The organism is Imtechella halotolerans, from assembly GCF_028743515.2.
GTDB classification, from domain to species: Bacteria; Bacteroidota; Bacteroidia; order Flavobacteriales; family Flavobacteriaceae; genus Imtechella; species Imtechella halotolerans.
Map to the genome: position 1 here is coordinate 204,661 of NZ_CP117969.2, position 17,222 is coordinate 221,882.

15 protein-coding genes are annotated in these 17,222 nt (G+C 35.4%); 7 read left to right on the top strand and 8 right to left on the bottom strand.

Features of this window, described 5'->3' with window-relative positions; genetic code table 11:
* Positions 1-3 precede the first annotated feature (3 nt).
* Positions 4-864, bottom strand: coding sequence for an SPFH domain-containing protein (locus PT603_RS01050; protein ID WP_008238167.1), 861 nt, complete (start codon positions 862-864; stop codon positions 4-6).
* A gap of 113 nt (positions 865-977) precedes the next feature.
* Between PT603_RS01050 and PT603_RS01055 the strand changes: the two genes are divergently transcribed.
* Together PT603_RS01055 and PT603_RS01060 are read left to right on the top strand one after the other, a co-directional pair.
* The gene (locus PT603_RS01055) at positions 978-1,748 is read left to right on the top strand and encodes a S1/P1 nuclease (protein ID WP_008238165.1); all 771 of its coding nucleotides are present in this window, start codon (positions 978-980) and stop codon (positions 1,746-1,748) included.
* Between the two features lie 235 nt (positions 1,749-1,983).
* Positions 1,984-4,065 (top strand): response regulator, encoded by a 2,082-nt coding sequence (locus PT603_RS01060; protein WP_081483481.1) that lies wholly within the window; start codon positions 1,984-1,986, stop codon positions 4,063-4,065.
* Here PT603_RS01060 and PT603_RS01065 read toward each other — a convergent pair.
* Entirely contained in the window at positions 4,043-4,621 is a 579-nt protein-coding gene (locus tag PT603_RS01065; RefSeq protein WP_008238160.1) for an alpha-ketoglutarate-dependent dioxygenase AlkB family protein, read from the bottom strand. The two genes, PT603_RS01060 and PT603_RS01065, sit on opposite strands and share 23 nt — an antisense overlap.
* A gap of 59 nt (positions 4,622-4,680) precedes the next feature.
* Between PT603_RS01065 and PT603_RS01070 the strand changes: the two genes are divergently transcribed.
* Positions 4,681-5,091 (top strand): DoxX family membrane protein, encoded by a 411-nt coding sequence (locus PT603_RS01070; protein WP_008238158.1) that lies wholly within the window; start codon positions 4,681-4,683, stop codon positions 5,089-5,091.
* Here the strand turns inward: PT603_RS01070 and PT603_RS01075 are convergent.
* From PT603_RS01075 to htpG, 3 genes are all read right to left on the bottom strand, one after another.
* A complete protein-coding gene (locus PT603_RS01075) occupies positions 5,088-5,447 on the bottom strand; it encodes a DoxX family protein (protein ID WP_008238156.1) in 360 nt (119 codons plus the stop codon). The two genes, PT603_RS01070 and PT603_RS01075, sit on opposite strands and share 4 nt — an antisense overlap.
* A 5-nt stretch (positions 5,448-5,452) precedes the next feature.
* A complete protein-coding gene (locus PT603_RS01080) occupies positions 5,453-5,881 on the bottom strand; it encodes a hypothetical protein (protein WP_008238151.1) in 429 nt (142 codons plus the stop codon).
* A gap of 161 nt (positions 5,882-6,042) precedes the next feature.
* A complete protein-coding gene (htpG, locus tag PT603_RS01085) occupies positions 6,043-7,920 on the bottom strand; it encodes a molecular chaperone HtpG (RefSeq protein WP_008238149.1) in 1,878 nt (625 codons plus the stop codon).
* Positions 7,921-8,286: 366 nt separating this feature from the next.
* On the opposite strand from htpG, the gene PT603_RS01090 reads away from it, so the two are divergent.
* The 3 genes from PT603_RS01090 to PT603_RS01100 all read left to right on the top strand — a co-directional run bounded on the left by PT603_RS01090 (position 8,287) and on the right by PT603_RS01100 (position 12,649).
* A complete protein-coding gene (locus PT603_RS01090; protein WP_008238147.1) occupies positions 8,287-9,294 on the top strand; it encodes a 3-oxoacyl-ACP synthase III family protein in 1,008 nt (335 codons plus the stop codon).
* A gap of 64 nt (positions 9,295-9,358) precedes the next feature.
* Entirely contained in the window at positions 9,359-10,039 is a 681-nt protein-coding gene (locus PT603_RS01095) for a sterol desaturase family protein (RefSeq protein ID WP_008238146.1), read from the top strand.
* 111 nt (positions 10,040-10,150) lie between these two features.
* Positions 10,151-12,649, top strand: coding sequence for a DUF5916 domain-containing protein (locus PT603_RS01100; protein ID WP_050951128.1), 2,499 nt, complete (start codon positions 10,151-10,153; stop codon positions 12,647-12,649).
* Between the two features lie 42 nt (positions 12,650-12,691).
* Here the strand turns inward: PT603_RS01100 and arsB are convergent, their stop codons facing one another.
* On the bottom strand, positions 12,692-13,732 hold the full coding sequence (arsB, locus tag PT603_RS01105) for an ACR3 family arsenite efflux transporter (protein WP_008238144.1): 1,041 nt from the start codon (positions 13,730-13,732) through the stop codon (positions 12,692-12,694).
* Between the two features lie 190 nt (positions 13,733-13,922).
* Positions 13,923-16,373 (bottom strand): TonB-dependent receptor, encoded by a 2,451-nt coding sequence (locus PT603_RS01110; RefSeq protein WP_008238143.1) that lies wholly within the window; start codon positions 16,371-16,373, stop codon positions 13,923-13,925.
* Between the two features lie 114 nt (positions 16,374-16,487).
* On the opposite strand from PT603_RS01110, the gene PT603_RS01115 reads away from it, so the two are divergent.
* Positions 16,488-16,847 (top strand): CoA-binding protein, encoded by a 360-nt coding sequence (locus PT603_RS01115; RefSeq protein WP_040488621.1) that lies wholly within the window; start codon positions 16,488-16,490, stop codon positions 16,845-16,847.
* Here PT603_RS01115 and PT603_RS01120 read toward each other — a convergent pair.
* Positions 16,844-17,203, bottom strand: coding sequence for a DUF779 domain-containing protein (locus PT603_RS01120; protein ID WP_008238141.1), 360 nt, complete (start codon positions 17,201-17,203; stop codon positions 16,844-16,846). The two genes, PT603_RS01115 and PT603_RS01120, sit on opposite strands and share 4 nt — an antisense overlap.
* Between the last annotated feature and the right edge of the window lie 19 nt (positions 17,204-17,222).

Consider the following 17,222-nt stretch of genomic DNA (forward strand, 5'->3'; position numbering starts at 1 on the left):
TGTCTAATGATTTAAAGTACCAGTATTAACTACTGGAGAGGCTTCTTTGTCGCCGCACAAAATTACCATAAGATTGCTTACCATTGCCGCTTTTCTTTCTTCATCAAGATGTACAATCTCTTTTTTACTTAGTGCATCAATTGCCATTTCCACCATGCTTACTGCTCCTTCTACTATTTTATGACGAGCGGCAACAATAGCGGTTGCCTGTTGTCTTTTTAACATGGCATTAGCAATCTCTTGAGCATAAGCGAGGTATCCTATTCGAGCCTCTAATACTTCTATTCCCGCCATTGCTAATCGTTCTTGAACTTCTTTTTCTAATGCTTCACTTACCTCGTTAACACTTGAGCGAAGGGTGATATCTTCATCATGACCATCGTCTGCAAAGTTGTCATAAGGGTACATGCTAGCAAGCTTTCTAACAGCGGCATCCGTTTGAACACGCACAAAGTTTTCATAATTATCAACATCAAATGCTGCTTTGTAAGTATCAGTTACGCGCCAAACTAGAATGGTACTGATCATTATAGGGTTACCTATTTTGTCATTTACCTTAAGTCTTTCACTGTCAAAATTACTAGCTCGAAGTGAAATTTTTTTCTTTGTATAGAAAGGGTTTACCCAAAAAAAACCGTTTTGCTTAATTGTTCCTACGTATTTACCAAACAGCAGTAAAACCCTTGATCCATTTGGGTTTACTAGTATGAACCCAGGAAAAATAAAAATAGCTGTGAATATCAAGATGGTGAACCATGCGTTTTCATAGGAAAACAATAGGTAAATTCCTCCAAATAATAGAAATAAGGAGGTAAATAGCATTAAATAGCCATTGTTTGCGGAGATGTTTTTTTCTTGAGTCATGAGAAGTGATATTATTTTGATATCACAAATATATTAAAATAAATAAATTAATACCAAAAAAATAGCTTCATTAAATTAAATACTATGTTTATTTTTGAGAAAAATTATAGTGTATGAAAAAAATCTTATTTGTGTTGTTTATAGCATCTCAAGCGATGCAGGCAAATTCATTTTTCTGGGGTAAAACAGGGCATAGAGTAGTTGGAGAAGTAGCTTCACAGTACCTTACACCTAAAGCGAAAAAGGAAATAAATAAATTATTAGATGGACAATCCTTGGCTTTGGTTGCAAACTTTGCTGATGACATTAAATCCGACAAAAGATTTCGTGAAGTGGATCCTTGGCACTATGTAAATATGTCCTTAGATAAGCATTATGGAGAAGAGACAGTGAATGATAAAGGTGATATTTACACTGCTATTGAAAAGTGTTTGGTGGTGTTAAGAGACGATAAGGCGAGTAAAGATGATCGTGCCTTTTATCTAAAATTATTAGTTCATTTTATTGGAGATCTTCATCAACCTTTACATGTAGGGAGATCAGAAGACAAAGGTGGGAATGATATACAAGTACAGTGGTTTAACAGTGGAACTAATTTACATGCCGTTTGGGATTCCAGAATGATTGATAGTTTCGGAATGAGCTATACTGAAATGAAGGAAAACATGCCGGTATTAAGTAAAAAAGAAGTAAAAGCTGTTCAGGAAGGGACGGTTTTAGATTGGATGCATGAGTCTCAAGCATTGGCTAAAGAAGTATATGGCTCGGCTCAAATAGGTGAAAAATTAGGATATCAATATATGTATGCTTATTTCAATACAGCAAATGTACAATTGCAAAGAGGTGGAATTCGTTTAGCCAAGGTGCTAAATGAATTGTTTTAAATTAGTATGATACAATGATTTACAAAGGTGTCTTTACATTAATTGGTAAAGGCACCTTTCTTTTTTGTGGGAATGATAAATCTTCTTACGTACCTTTATTTTTGGGGATGTACTAATATTCCATTAAAGAAATCCTAAAAAATCCTAAAAAAACTGAAATAGTATAATTGTGTTTTGTGTATTTTTACAACTTATAATTGATAAAAGTCAATTTAATTAGCCCCCAATAAATTAAATGATGCAAGCCGTTCATAAAAAACGCATAACTATATTGCCGTTGCTTGTTTTTGTAGGACTAATGATGCTGGTTACTTTTTTTTGGCAGCAGACAGTTTTTACACAAGCTCAGGACTTACAGGAGCAAGTGGAGCTTACAGGACGATTGGTATCTCAAGAATTTCTTTCGATAGTTAAAAGTGATATCGCTCCATTAGAAAATCTCAAAAATCGTATAGAAATTACGGACGGAGAGTATTTCGATTATTGGGAGTATGATGCGGATCTTATTTTGTCTCAAAATAAATCATTTAAATTTATTGAGTGGATAGATAGCAGCATGGTGATACGGAAGATTAATCCCCATGTTGGAAATGAGGGGGCATTAAATCTTGATATTTCCAAAGTAAGTTATAGGAAGGAAGATTGGTTAAAGCATGCCAAAGAACGAAAGATTAATTTCACTCCATGGGCTCCAATGACACAAGGTGGGCATGCCTTTCTTGTTGATATTCCGGTCTATTTTAAAGGTGCCTTTCAAGGTACTATTACTGCGGGAATGAACTTTACCGATAATTTTTCCAAATTTGCTGCTGGGGTAGGTGATTTTGCCATCAAATTAGAGGATGAAATGGGGACTGTTTTTTACCAACATGAATTGGGTGAAGATTCCTCTCTTTCAAGTGGACTATCCTTTGTGAATGACTTACATGTTGATTCATTAGATCAGAAAAGTTGGAAACTCACAATTGTACCACCTCAAAGGGCTTCTTTTTTTAAAAGCGATCCCTTGCCTTTTTACATCTTTGTTTTCGGTATAATTTTATCCTTTCTTATAAGTGCCCTTATTTATTTTTTCTTAAAGACGCATTATATCAATTCGGCTGTAATCGAAACTAATAAGGAGCTTTCAGAACTTAATATAAAATTGAGTAAAGAACGAAACAGGGCTCAGAAGGCATCGCGTGCTAAAACTGATTTCTTATCAAATATGAGCCATGAAATCCGTACTCCGCTTAATGCTATTCTTGGATTTATACAAGTTCTTAAGGATGCTGAAATGAAACCAAAGGATAGGGAGTACCTTGAATTAATGGATGAGTCATCTAAAAATTTACTTTCCTTAGTGAATGATATAATTGAAATTGATTTAATCGAGTCAGGAAAAATAAAATTAAACCTACACCCATTTAACCCATTTTTTAAAGTAGAAGGCTTAGTTCAACTGTTTAGACCTTCTTTTCAAGAAAAGGGATTGTATTTTAATTTTGAGTTTGAACGTTCTATGAGCGGTAGAGTGGTAGGGGATGAAGGTAAATTTACACAAGTAGTTGCTAATATCTTAAAGAATGCTTTAAAGTTTACCGATGCTGGAGGTGTAACCATTCTATATACAGAAAAAGTTATTGATAATAAATTGGATGTTGATGTTATGGTGAAGGATACCGGAATAGGTATTCCTAAAAGTAAACTGCAAAGTATTTTTTCACGTTTTACACAGCTTGAGTCCAGTACTAAAAAGAAACATGAAGGTAGTGGTTTAGGGCTTGCCATTAGTGAACAACTTATTACCATCATGGGAGGGTCAATTGCAGTGAACAGTGCCGTAAATGAAGGTTCGGAGTTTAAGGTCTTTATTCCTTTTCAAATTGCTAGTACAAGTGATGTGGAACTGCAAAGAGAGAAGAAAAAATCATTACCGTCTTTATCTCTTTCTCATCTAAAAGCACTAATTGTAGATGATAACAGAATTAATATGATGGTGTTGTCGAAGTTACTTGAGCCCAGTGGTATTGTACCAGATATGGTTGAGAATGGACGTGAGGCAGTAGAGAAGGTTAGGAATGGTTCGTATGACTTGGTTATGATGGATATTCACATGCCATTGATGAATGGATATGAGGCGACCAACATTATTCGTATGAGCAATAAGGATGTTATCATCGTAGGGTTTTCAGCCAATGTGACACGAGAAGCTATAGATAAGGCATTGTTTGTGGGAATGAATGACTATATAACTAAGCCTTTTACGAAAGAAAGACTTTATGAACTTCTCACTAAGTTTTTCGTTTCTGAATCTATAAAATTACCCGAAAAGTAAGATTAATACGTGGACCTATAGGCTTTGCCGTTTTGGCGAGTGTATGCAGCCATTGATGCTGTGTGTCTCCAGTCATTAGTAGAAGACTGCCGTGTTCTAAAAGGATTTTATGTTGAAGTGCAGCATCATTGTGATGTTTTAGCTTAAAAAAACGCTCTGCCCCTAGGCTTAAAGATGCAATTACAGGATTGATTCCCAATTCGGGTTCATTATCGGCATGCCAGCCATTACTGTCTTTTCCATCTCTGTATAGGTTCATTAAACAAGAATTGAAATTTGTTTTCGATGAACAAGCTATTTTTTCGGCAATTTGGGATAATACAGGAGTGAACGGATGAGGTTGCATGGTAATGCCAGAGTAAGAATATGTTTTTTGATTTAAAGCATACCATGATGTAAGGCGAGGTTGCAGGTATCTTTTTCCAAAAATAGTGAGATAATCTTGTTGCCAAGGTGTCTCTTGAAGTAATATATCAAACAGAGAAGAGGCTTCTTCGTTGGTGTAGAAATTAGGGTAATAGTGAATATGAGATGTAACGTTTACGACTGTTTTCAAGGTGTAAAGTGATAATGGTTATTCAATAATAATAGTTAATAAAAATAAATAATTGTAAGGTGAAACAGCGATTAAAGATTCTATATCCTGAATGGTGTTATACTTTCTTTAGATTGGTCTTGGGAGGATGGTTTTTTATTCATGGTGTTGGCAATATTATTTCTTATGATTCTTATTTCCAGCTTATCTATGTGTATTATGAAAAATCCATTGTATTTGACATTCTTCTCACTATAACGCCTTTTTTGGAGTTTTTGACATCTCTTTTTCTGCTAATTGGGATGTATACAAGGATTACCTTATGGAATACTTTGGTGGCGATGCTTATTCACATTCTTTTTTACTTGTACTCAAAAAATTACGGGTTAATAGGATGGCATTTTTTTCTGTTCATTATAACTATTCTTCTCCTAAAATACAGGAAGTATAATAGTCTTTCGGCTGATGCTAAGTTTGAAGGTGGTTTTTAATGCTGTAGATAGCTAAATGCCCAATATATTAGTACAAATTGTAGCGGGATTCTAAGCATGAGTATCCATTTAGGAATGCGTTTGGTATTTTTTAGCATATAAAAGTGTACCGTTAAAAAAATGAGTAGCATCAAAATAAGCGCCATTAGGGCCGCTTTTTGAAATACAGGAATTAATACGCCTATACCAATAATAATTTCGGCAATACCACTCCAAAATACCATACTGTTTCTATAGGGGATATATCTAGGTACAATTTCTCTGTATTTGGTAGGTGCAATAAAATGGAATAAACCAGCAATGATGTAAATGGCAGACATGAGATACAAATGCCAAGGATGATTAGAAATATCCATATATTTTAAGTTTTTGATTGTTTTTGTTTTCGTTCTAGACATTGCAGGTACTCCATCTTTCTAAATCGAAGCGCTTCCCAATCCTCATTAACCTTAAGGCTACTTACCTGCTCATAACATTCTTTAGTGAGTGGGGGCCAATGATAGTTGTCGGTTATATCTGTCGAATATTTTTTAGAAATTGTACGGGGATGTGCAATCCATAAAATAACATCGTCTTTTAACTTTGGGAGTAAGGTTATAATTTGACTTTCGAATTCTTCAATCGTTTCTACAAAAACAAGGGCAAATTCTACTTTATTTACGAGTATAAGGGATTCAATAACATCAATACCCACTAGTTCTTGAAACTGTGCTACAAAACCATCTGGCTCATTTAATATGAGAATCTCTTGTTGATTTTCTAATTTTAGTTTTTGAAAAAGTGTTTTCATGATTGGATGCTATAGTGTTCATTTAAAGGTACAAAAAAATGGTTGAACTTGGTAGTGACTAATGCACCTTGATACTCAGCATACTATTTTTGTGGTGGTGCTTAAATAGAAAAACCGCCTCAGTAATTGAAGCGGTTTGAATTTAGGGTATTTATAGAATCTTATTTTATCATTTCAAAACTACGTTTGATAAAATGAGTAAGTTCTTCACCTTTTAGTAGCCCTTGAGATAATTTGGCTAAATCAAGTGATTGTTTTATTAGGCGCTCTTGTTTAGCTTTAGTCTTTGTGGTGAGGATCTGAGTTGCCAATTCACTATTTGTATTGACCACCAAATTGTAAATTTCTGGGAAATTTCCAAAACCAAACATTCCCCCTCCTGTTTGTTGCATTTCTTTCATGCGGCGCATAAATTCGGGTTGTGTTATACGGAAAGGAGTTGCATCGCTTTCTAATGCTTCTAACTGAACAGTGTATTTTTCTTGAGGAATTGCTTCCGTCAAGGCAGTTTTAAGTGTTTCTTGTTCCTGGTCAGAAAGTTTTGATATGCGATCCTCTTCTTTTTTAATTAGATTTTCAATGGAATCAGAATCTACTCTTGTAAACGAAAGGTTTTCCTTTTCCTGCTCAAGCTTTTGCATAAGATGAGCTACTATTGGGGAATCTAGTAATAATACTTCATAGCCTTTAGCTTTAGCCTCTTCAATGTAGCTGTGTTGAGTTTCTTCATTACTTGCATAAAGTAGAATTGTTTTACCATCTTTATCTGTTTGTAGAGGTTTTACTTTTTCAAGTAGCTCTTCCAAAGTGAAGTATTGATTGTCAACTGTTGGGTACAATGCAAAAGAAGAAGCCTTTTCAAAAAACTTTTCCTCTGAAAGCATACCGTATTCAATTACAATCTTAATGTCGTTCCATTTTTTTTCAAAATCTTCACGATTATCTTTAAACAACGATGAAAGTTTATCAGCTACTTTTCTGGTAATGTATGAAGAAATCTTTTTAACATTTCCATCTGCCTGAAGGTAAGAACGAGACACATTAAGCGGAATGTCCGGAGAGTCAATAACCCCGCGTAGCATAGTCAAAAATTCAGGTACAATTCCTTCCACATTGTCCGTTACAAATACCTGATTTTGGTAAAGTTGTATACGGTCCTTTTGCATACTAAGATCATTAGACAGCTTAGGGAAATAAAGAATTCCTGTAAGATTGAATGGATAGTCCACGTTTAAATGAATGTTAAACAATGGCTCCTCAAATTGCATAGGATATAATTCGCGATAGAAGTTTTTATAATCCTCATCCTTCAGCTCTGAGGGTTGTTTAGTCCAGGCGGGAGTTGGATTATTAATGATGTTGTCAATTTCTACCTGCTCTTCTTTAGCATCTTCTCCTTCTCCTATGGTGTTGGTCTCCGTACGGGTGCCAAACCTAATAGGTATTGGCATAAATTTATTGTACTTTACTAGTAAGGTGCTAATACGTTGTTCTTCAATGAATTCAAGAGAATCTTCTGCGATATGTAAAATGATTTCCGTACCTCTTTCTGTCTTCTCATGGGCCTCTAGTGTATATTGAGGAGATCCATCACAACTCCAATGTGCTGCAGGTTCATCTTTATAGGATTTTGTGATGATTTCTACTTTTGAAGCTACCATAAAGGCAGAGTAAAAACCAAGACCAAAATGTCCTATTATACCAGAATCTTTAGCAGAGTCTTTATATTTATTCAGAAATTCCTCAGCTCCAGAAAAGGCGATTTGATTAATGTATTTTTCAACCTCCTGGGCGGTCATTCCTATTCCTTGATCTATAATATGGAGTTTTTTACCTTCTTTATCAATCCTAACATCTATAATTGGATTTCCGTACGTAACATTGGCTTCACCAATACTGGTTAAGTGTTTTAGTTTAAGCGTAGCATCAGTTGCGTTAGAGATTAATTCTCGAAGAAAAATTTCGTGATCACTATACAAGAATTTCTTGATTAGTGGAAAAATGTTTTCTACAGATACGTTAATATTTCCAGTTGTCATAATAATGATATTTTGTCAAATTAAGTTATTCTAAATTAGCAAAGAAAATACCAATGCATAGGAAGGTGACAAAGTGACACAACTGTGTACTAATGTTAAAATTTGTTTAAGCTGTAATTAGAAACGGTAAACAATTCGTAAATTTGAGTAATCAAAAAATAATCACTTTTGCTATGAAAAAGGAAAGATTATAAATTGATTTGGTTGGTTAAGTTGGTATAAAGTGCTTGGAAACAAGCACTTTATTTTTTTATAGGTACTTCGCTTCACGCTATACTACTAATTTTCTACTATTGATAGTATACGTTTTTATGTATTAATTCGTAGCTTTATACGAACGACTATTTTCTAATACTAACTTTTGACATGTACAATTCAAGAATATCAGGGCTAGGCTACTATGTGCCCAATAATGTAGTGACCAATGACGATTTATCAAAAATTATGGAAACCAATGACGCGTGGATTCAAGAGCGTACGGGTATTCAAGAGCGTCGTCATGTAATTCAAGGCGAAGATACAACCACTAGTATGGGAGTTAAGGCTGCCAAAATTGCTATTGAACGAGCTGGACTGACTAAGGATGATATTGATTTTATTGTTTTTGCTACCCTAAGTCCAGATTATTATTTTCCTGGTCCAGGTGTGTTGGTACAAAGGGATTTAGGAATGCGAACTGTTGGTGCCTTGGATATTCGAAATCAATGTTCTGGATTCGTTTATGGAATATCAATTGCGGATCAGTATATAAAGACAGGGATGTATAAAAATGTACTGGTTATTGGATCTGAATTGCATTCACGCGGCTTAGATATGACTACTCGTGGAAGGGGAGTCTCTGTTATTTTTGGGGATGGTGCTGGAGCAGCTGTGCTTACGCGGGAAGAAGATACCACACAAGGTATTTTGTCTACACATTTACATAGCGAAGGTCAGCATGCTGAGGAGTTGTCACTTATTGCTCCGGGAATGGGAAAACGTTGGGTTACGGATATTATCCATGATAATGATCCAAACGATGAAAGTTATTTCCCGTATATGAATGGTCAATTTGTATTTAAGAATGCGGTAGTAAGGTTTAGTGAAGTAATTATGGAAGGATTACAAGCTAATAATTTACAAGTATCAGACATTGATATGCTTATTCCACATCAGGCAAACCTGCGGATTTCTCAATTTATTCAACATAAATTTAAGTTGAATGACCATCAGGTTTTTAATAATATTATGAAGTATGGAAATACCACGGCGGCTTCCATTCCGATAGCGCTTACCGAAGCTTGGGAGCAAGGCAAAATTAAACAGGGTGATACGGTTGTGCTGGCAGCTTTTGGTAGTGGATTTACTTGGGGAAGCGTAATCATGAAATGGTAATTCACAGGTGAGTATTTCTTACGGTTTTTTTGAAGAGCATAAAGTAATTTAAAGGAATAAACTCATGAAAAGACCAAAAGTTCACAATAGTGGACAAGCGCGCTTGTTTACTAATCGTTATCTAGAAATGCTCACTAAAGGCCATCCTTTGGTTATCTGGGGAATGTATATTCCACTTATTGGTTATTTGTTATATAGGGTGGTTGTCATGTATGAAATTTCTAGAGGAAAAGTATCGGTTATTTTTCTAGGCGGTATGGTATTTTGGACGTTTTTTGAATATATGGCACATCGGTTTTTGTTTCATTTACACAGTGAAAGGAGATTCTGGCAGCGTATAGGATACATTATGCACGGAAATCATCATGAATTCCCAAAGGATAAAACCCGTCTTTTTATGCCTCCAGTTCCCAGTTTATTATTATCAACCACCATCTTTGGTGTATGTTATTTGGTTCTTGGAACGTATGCTTTGGCTTTTTTTCCTGGTTTTTTATTAGGATACTTATTGTACGCTTCTATGCATTATGCGATACATGCTTGGGAACCTCCATTTAGGTTTATGCAACCCTTATGGAGGAATCATCATCTTCATCATTACCGTAATGAAGAACTTGGATTTGGAGTTAGTAGCACTGTTTGGGATCGTATTTTTGGGACTATGTTTGATTTAAGGAAAGAAAAAGAAGATCCCCAAAAAAAGAAGGCTATTTTATTTGATAAGAAGGAAAAAGAAACCACATAACTATGTGGTTTTCTTTTATGTCTATATCTTTTTTACGCTACATTTTTTGTTGAGGTGTAACATTGCATGCAAAGAGATGTCTTTATAAAAATGTACGTAAATAAAGATATTATGACCTTTAATCTGCCAAGTGTACTTCTATTAGTTCTTCTTTTATCAATTTCAAACCTTCTGGCCCAAGATTCCATTCCGCGAAAAAGCATTCATGCAGTACGAATTTCAACTCCTCCTAAAATCGATGGTGTTTTAGACGAGGAAGTATGGAATAATGCTACGGTAGCTTCTGGTTTTGTAGAAAGAATGCCTACCAATGGACGTGCTATACCAGATAGTTTGCATACGGAGGTTAAAATTTTGTATGATGATAAAGGAATCTATTTTGGTGCGGTTATGAATGATCCATCTCCAGAATTGATTTTAAAAGAGTTGACAGAAAGAGATGGCATTGGAAATGATGATTTCTTTTTTATACTTCTAAATGGATATAATGATAGGCAACAAAGCTTACAATTTATAATTACCGCTGCAGGGGTCCAATATGATGCAAAGATGACTAATGGTAAGGAGGATAGTTCGTGGAATGCAGTTTGGTATAGTGCTGTTGACATAAATGAACATGGATGGGTGGCAGAAATCTTTATCCCTTATTCTGAAGTTCGATTTCCAGAAGGAGATATTCAGGTATGGGGGCTTAATATGGAGCGAGAGTTTAGACGTGCTCGAACGCGGTACAGTTGGAATCATGTTGATAATACAAAGGGAGCCTTTTCAATATACGATGGAGAAATACATGGTATTAAGGATATAAAGACACCAACACGTTTAGCATTTCAACCCTATGTTTCTACCTATATTAATTCATATGATAAAACAACTGATGTTACAACCAATGCAGGAATGGATATAAAGTATGGGATTAATGATGGCTTTACATTGGATATGATTTTAATACCTGATTTTGGGCAGACTAAATTTGACAATACGATCTTGAATTTATCCGCCTTTGAAGTTCAATATGCAGAGCAACGCCCTTTTTTTACAGAAGGAACAGAATTGTTTAGTATAGGAAATCTTTTTTATTCTCGACGTGTTGGAGATTTCCCAACGGGATATCCATCTTTAAAAACCAATGAGGTTATTTCAGATTTTCCTGCTAAAGTTAGTTTGTTAAATGCAATGAAGGTTTCTGGAAGGACAAAAAATGGTTTAGGAATAGGCGTATTTAATGCCGTCACAGAAAGTGCAAATGCTCGAATATTAGACACGCTTACCGGCATATATAGAAAGGAACAAGTAGAGCCTTATGCCAATTATAATGTGTTGGTATTTGATAAGCGCTTCGGCCAAAATAATTCAGTATCATTTGTTAATACCAATGTGTTGAGGGAAGGATCGGGCAGGGATGCTAACGTATCTGGTTTGTATGCTAATATCACCAACAAAGAAAATACTTGGTATTACCAGGGAAATATAGAAGGAAGTTGGACCCAGTCAGATAAAAGTAAGTTTGGTTTAGAGGCTTCAGCGGGAACTAGTAAGATTAGTGGGCAACATCGGTATCAAGCCTCTATTTTTTTGAGAACGAAAGACTATGATATTGATGATTTAGGATATACGGGTAGAACAAATTATATTAATTATTACGGGTATTATGGATATCGCTATCTTAAGCCTAGAGGTATTCTTAATACTATGTTTTTAAATTTTAACCTTAATTATAATCGAAGACTAGAACCTAGTTTGTACAACAACTTTAACTTTAATTTCAATTCAAGTTTTACTACTAAATCTTTTTATTCATTTGGTGGAGGTTTTGAGTCATCTATTTTTGAGACCAATGATATTTATGAACCTAGAACATTTGGACGACATGTTAAAGTACCTGCTTTTTATTCAGGGTGGCTTTGGTTTGCAACAGATTATAGGAAGAAGTTTACCTTGAGTGAAGTGTATGTCGATTGGCTGGTGTACGATCAAAAAAACAGAGATAGATTGACTATGGCCGTGGAGCCACGGTATCGATTTTCAGACAAATGGAAACTTTTTTATAGATCTGAGCTCACCATGCATAGAAGGGAACCAGGGTATGTTTCCAGGAATGAAAGTGAAATATATTTTGGAGAAAGGAATCGTAATACCTTTGAAAATCGGTTGGAGTCGCAATATATTTTCAATAATAGGATGGCCTTAAGTTTTGCATTTAGACATTATTATGCGGAGGTAGATTATAATCGTTATTTTAATCTTGAAACCAACGGTGAATTAACCGAAAATAGCTCTTATTCAGCTCAACATGATGCGACTTATAATAGCTGGAACGTGGATCTTCGATTTAGTTGGTGGTTTGCACCTGGAAGTCAGCTGTCTATATTGTACCGCAATGCTATAGAGTCCTATGATTTGGTGTCTGGAATGAATTTCTCGGATAACTTTACTCATTTATTTGATCAATCTCAACTTAATAGTGTCTCCATTCGAATTAATTATTTTTTGGATTATAACCGAATGAGGGGTTGGTTGAAAAAACCTACCATTGAAAAAAGTGATGACTCTATGGTGTATTTTTCCAAAGGAAAAAATAAGGGTAGAAATGGACAATTTCTAAACTAGTACTTTGTAGCGGGACCTTATCGTTAAATTATAGGAATTGAATTAGTTATTGGTATAGGAGTTTTTATTTGCAAATCGGACCAATGAAAGCATTATAGGCACTTCAATGAGCACCCCCACTACAGTGACTAATGATGCTCCAGAGTTTAGACCAAACAGTGAAATTGCAACCGCTACAGCCAATTCGAAGAAATTACTGGCTCCAATCATTCCTGCTGGGGCGTTAATGCAGTAGGGTAGTTTCAAAAAGTATTTTCCAGTATACCAAGAGGTGAAGAAAATAAAATAGGTTTGAATGATCAGAGGGATCGCTATAAGAAGAATAGCGAATGGTTGATTTGTTATCTGTTCTCCTTGAAACGCAAATAGGAGGACGAGGGTGGTCAGTAGGGCTAGAATAGAAACTGGTTTTAATTTAGGCAGGAAAGTGGATGTGAACCATTGATTGCCTTTTTTCTTGATGAGCCATCGGTTAACTATAAAACCACTTATAAGAGGAATGAGAACAAATACAACGACGGATGTAATTAATACTTCATGAGGAATAAAAACATCCGTAACCCCGATAAGCAACTGAACAATAGGAATAAATGCAACCACAAGAATAAGGTCGTTTACCGATACCTGAACTAGGGTGTAATTTGCATCACCATCTGATAAGTAAGACCAGACAAACACCATTGCTGTACAGGGCGCCGCTCCAAGTAATATAGCTCCTGCCATATATTCAGAGGCAAGTTCTGGGGTTAGGTATGCCTGAAAAATATGGTGGAAGAATAGCCAGGCAAAAAAGGCCATGGTGAATGGTTTAATGAGCCAGTTAATGAATACTGTCAGCCCCAATCCTTTTTTGTTTTTCCCTACATTTTTTAATGAGCTAAAATCAATTTGTGCCATCATTGGGAATATCATCATCCATACTAAAATGGCTACCGGTATGTTTATTGAATAGAGATTCCAAGAACTAATAATTTCAATGGAATCACCAGCAACTTTGCCAATAATAATTCCAATACCAATGCAAAGTAATACCCACAAGGTGAGGTTGCGTTCAAAAAAAGCCATTTGTTTTTTAGAAGCCATAGTTTTTTAGTTTAGTTGATGAGCTCATTAAATATGCAAAATGAATACTCTCAATATGTAAATTTATATATCGCAATATTACGATTAATATAGTATCGAGCAAAAAAATCCGGAAAAAAGTTCCGGATTTTTTCTGCCTACTCTATACGTACTAACCAATGAAAATAAAGGTAGGCTATTGTAGCTAAGATTATAAGATCCCCCCTCCAGCATTTTTAGTGTTGTTATCACGCTGTTTTCTGCTGGCAGCTCTATTTTTTCCACTTCCAAATCGATAGGACATCCCTAGATACCAAGTGCGACTTTCCCAATTGAATTTTCCTTCTTGTGCATAAGGACGCGTGGCTTCAAAGGCGAAATGTTGGGTGTCAAAAATGTCATTAAAATTGAAATTGATCATACCTCTACCTTGAGCAAAGCTGTAACGTGCTCCAGTATTAACGAAATACATTGGCTTAGCCTTCATTTGTATTCCTTGGTTGGCACCACGGTACATTCCAAATACTGTTAATGAAAGGTTTTTAGTTACTGTAAAATTGTTGTTCATACGGGCATTCCACGATACATTATCTACTTCTACATTCTCCATAATGATATCATCGATGGTCGGGTTAGGGATAGCCGGATCTAGACTTTCTGTAAATGTGGACTGTTTTTGTGAAAATAAATCGAAACTTCCATTGATACTCCACCATTTTACAGGTCTGTAATTGGTTGATAATTCTACACCGTAGGCTGAAGTGTCATCAAAATTATCAAATGTTAAGATCGATTTGTTTAAATCAAGACGATCTACATATACTGCTCGGTTTATTTCATCCTTAATTTGTCTGTAAAATACACCAGCAGTCACACTACCATTTTTTAGTCTTCGGGTGTAGTTAACTTCTAAAGAATTGGTAAACTGCGGGATCAAGCTCTCATTTCCATAGGATGAAATCAATGGAGTGGACCATTCTCTTATTGGATTTACTTGCTCTAGTCCTGGACGGTCTACTCTTCGACTTACACTCATCTGAAATTGATTTTTTTCAGAAGGTGAATAGGTAATAAAACCGGAAGGATAAATTTGAGTGTATTTATCGGTAAAGGCTCTAACACTATTGGTGTCTGCTTTCACTTCAACATTTTCTACACGTGCACCTAGTTGGTAAGACCATTTATCAAAGTTTTGGCCATAGGTCACATATCCTGAAAAAATATCCATTCCATATATAAAGCGTGTATCGGGAGTAGGACGTAATTGACCATTATTGTTGTATGACAATCCAGTGGAACTAAAGTCTACATCTGTTTCAAATAGACGAGCTTCTGCACCCAATTCTAATTTTGAATTTTCCGTTAATGGGTTCGCGTAGTCTAAATTTATAATAGATTGTTCTCTTTTAGTTTCAACATTATCTCTGTATGCTGGGATGGAAGTATTTCCGGAGAATTGAAAGGTAGCCAACTCATCATTTTTGAAGCGATTATGATCCACTTCTAATTCAATAAAATGATCTCCTCCTTCGTTAAAAGTTCGTTTGTAGTCAAAGTTGTATTGGCCGCTTCTATTTTGATTGTCCGAAGAAAATGATTGTGCAAAATTAAGCATTGGATTCTCGTTGTACACAATAGAAACATCTCCCATAAATGCACCATCATAAATATTCTGGTTGGTGAAAAATGATATGGTATTGCGATCGTTAAGGTAATAATCAACTCCTAGCTTGTATAAATAGGATTTATTATTGTTAAACATGTCAAGAAGTTGTTTGGAGTTTTCTCCAATTCTAAAAATAGTACCGTCATTTACGCTTTTACCAATATTTGTTCCTGCATTTCCATAAAGGTTTACTTTGCCATTTCTGTAATTGAGATCAAGAGAGCTGTTAAACTTTGCTTCTTCTTGATGGCGTAAACCAATATTTATATTCCCATTGAAGCCAATATTTGCATTTTTATGCAAAATGATATTGATTATTCCACTCATTCCTTCAGGATTGTATTTTGCTGAAGGATTCGTGATGAGCTCAATAGACTTAATAGAAGTTGAGGGGATTTGTTTTAAAAGCTGAGCTACAGGAACATTAGATAATTTGCCGTCAACCATAACACGAACATTTGAATTTCCACGTAATGACAAATCTCCAGTTTGAGAATCAACACTTACAGAAGGAATATTGTTCATAATTTCTGACGCGGTGGCTCCTGTGGTTACCAAATCCTTTCCAACATTAATTACCTTTCGGTCAATTTTTTGTTCAATGCTGGACCGTTCGGACACCACTTCTACACCTGATAATTCAGTGACACTTTCTTCTAAAAGAATGTCTCCTAAATTAACGTTTTGATTACGACGAGTAATATTGATTTCTTTGGTATAGGTGTGATAACCTACAAATTGAATTTCTACAATAAGATTTCCTGAAGGAATTCCTTTTACTTCGAAAGTACCGTCATCATTAGTGATACCACCAGTAACCGTGCTTTTATCAGTTTTGTTTTTAATTACAACAGCGGCAAAGGCGACAGGTTCCTTTAGGTTTTTATCTATAACCTTACCTTTAATAACTGCGTCTAATGGTTCGCCGATTGTTTTGCCAAATACGGTCGAAATACTGCACAATAGAATGGTGCAGAACATAGCTACATTTTTCATGGATGTTTTGTTTTTTGATTGATGATTGATTACCTTCACTTAGGTAACTATCTAATTGACGAAAGAAGCTACCTTGCGTTACAAGGAACCTATAATTTTAACACTTTTTAACAAATGAAATATACATTGGTAATGGGCGCTTCTTTAAAGCCGGACAGATATAGTTACTTAGCCGTTAGTAGATTAGTGGCTGCGAATCACAAAGTTTCAGCCTTTGGAAGGCAGCAAGGCGTTATAGCAGGAATAGTTGTAGAAACGTCTCTAGAGGCATACCAAGGAGTTGATACTGTAACTTTGTATTTGAATCCCAAAGCCCAGAAGGAATACTATTCCTATATATGTTCGTTACAACCCAAACGCGTTATTTTTAATCCAGGAACTGAGAATCCTGAGTTTTATGATATTTTGAAGAAACATGCCATAGAAGTTGAGGTGGCTTGTACTCTGGTTCTTTTAGCAACAAACCAATACTAAGGCGTTTTTGAAAAGAAGTCTTGCTCTTCTTTTGTAAATAAGCGGGAATGTATTATAAATCGTTTTCCCAAGGGAATTTCTAGAGAAAAGCTAGCTCCACGACCTTCGGTGATGTCTACCGTAATGTGTGTATGCTTCCAATAGGCATATTGATCTTGATTCATATAAAATTTGACTCCTTCCAGGGAACCTAGAAGAATATCACTTTCGTCAAGATACATATCACCTTCTTCAAAAAGCATGGGCGCAGAACCATCACAGCATCCTCCGCTTTGGTGAAAGATTAAAGCGCCATGTTTTTCCTTCAGTAGATTAACTGTTTTAGCCGCTTCCTTTGTTATGGCAATTCTCTCCATAGTAGTAAAAATAAAAAGG

Excerpts from the sequence above, each read along its gene's own strand:
- PT603_RS01050 (WP_008238167.1), bottom strand. The coding sequence starts at position 864 with ATGACTCAAGAAAAAAACATCTCCGCAAACAATGGCTATTTAATGCTA.
- PT603_RS01055 (WP_008238165.1), top strand. The coding sequence starts at position 978 with ATGAAAAAAATCTTATTTGTGTTGTTTATAGCATCTCAAGCGATGCAG.
- PT603_RS01060 (WP_081483481.1), top strand. The coding sequence starts at position 1,984 with ATGATGCAAGCCGTTCATAAAAAACGCATAACTATATTGCCGTTGCTT.
- PT603_RS01075 (WP_008238156.1), bottom strand. The coding sequence starts at position 5,447 with ATGGATATTTCTAATCATCCTTGGCATTTGTATCTCATGTCTGCCATT.
- PT603_RS01080 (WP_008238151.1), bottom strand. The coding sequence starts at position 5,881 with ATGAAAACACTTTTTCAAAAACTAAAATTAGAAAATCAACAAGAGATT.
- htpG (WP_008238149.1), bottom strand. The coding sequence starts at position 7,920 with ATGACAACTGGAAATATTAACGTATCTGTAGAAAACATTTTTCCACTA.
- PT603_RS01090 (WP_008238147.1), top strand. The coding sequence starts at position 8,287 with ATGTACAATTCAAGAATATCAGGGCTAGGCTACTATGTGCCCAATAAT.
- PT603_RS01095 (WP_008238146.1), top strand. The coding sequence starts at position 9,359 with ATGAAAAGACCAAAAGTTCACAATAGTGGACAAGCGCGCTTGTTTACT.
- PT603_RS01100 (WP_050951128.1), top strand. The coding sequence starts at position 10,151 with ATGACCTTTAATCTGCCAAGTGTACTTCTATTAGTTCTTCTTTTATCA.
- arsB (WP_008238144.1), bottom strand. The coding sequence starts at position 13,732 with ATGGCTTCTAAAAAACAAATGGCTTTTTTTGAACGCAACCTCACCTTG.
- PT603_RS01110 (WP_008238143.1), bottom strand. The coding sequence starts at position 16,373 with ATGAAAAATGTAGCTATGTTCTGCACCATTCTATTGTGCAGTATTTCG.
- PT603_RS01115 (WP_040488621.1), top strand. The coding sequence starts at position 16,488 with ATGAAATATACATTGGTAATGGGCGCTTCTTTAAAGCCGGACAGATAT.
- PT603_RS01120 (WP_008238141.1), bottom strand. The coding sequence starts at position 17,203 with ATGGAGAGAATTGCCATAACAAAGGAAGCGGCTAAAACAGTTAATCTA.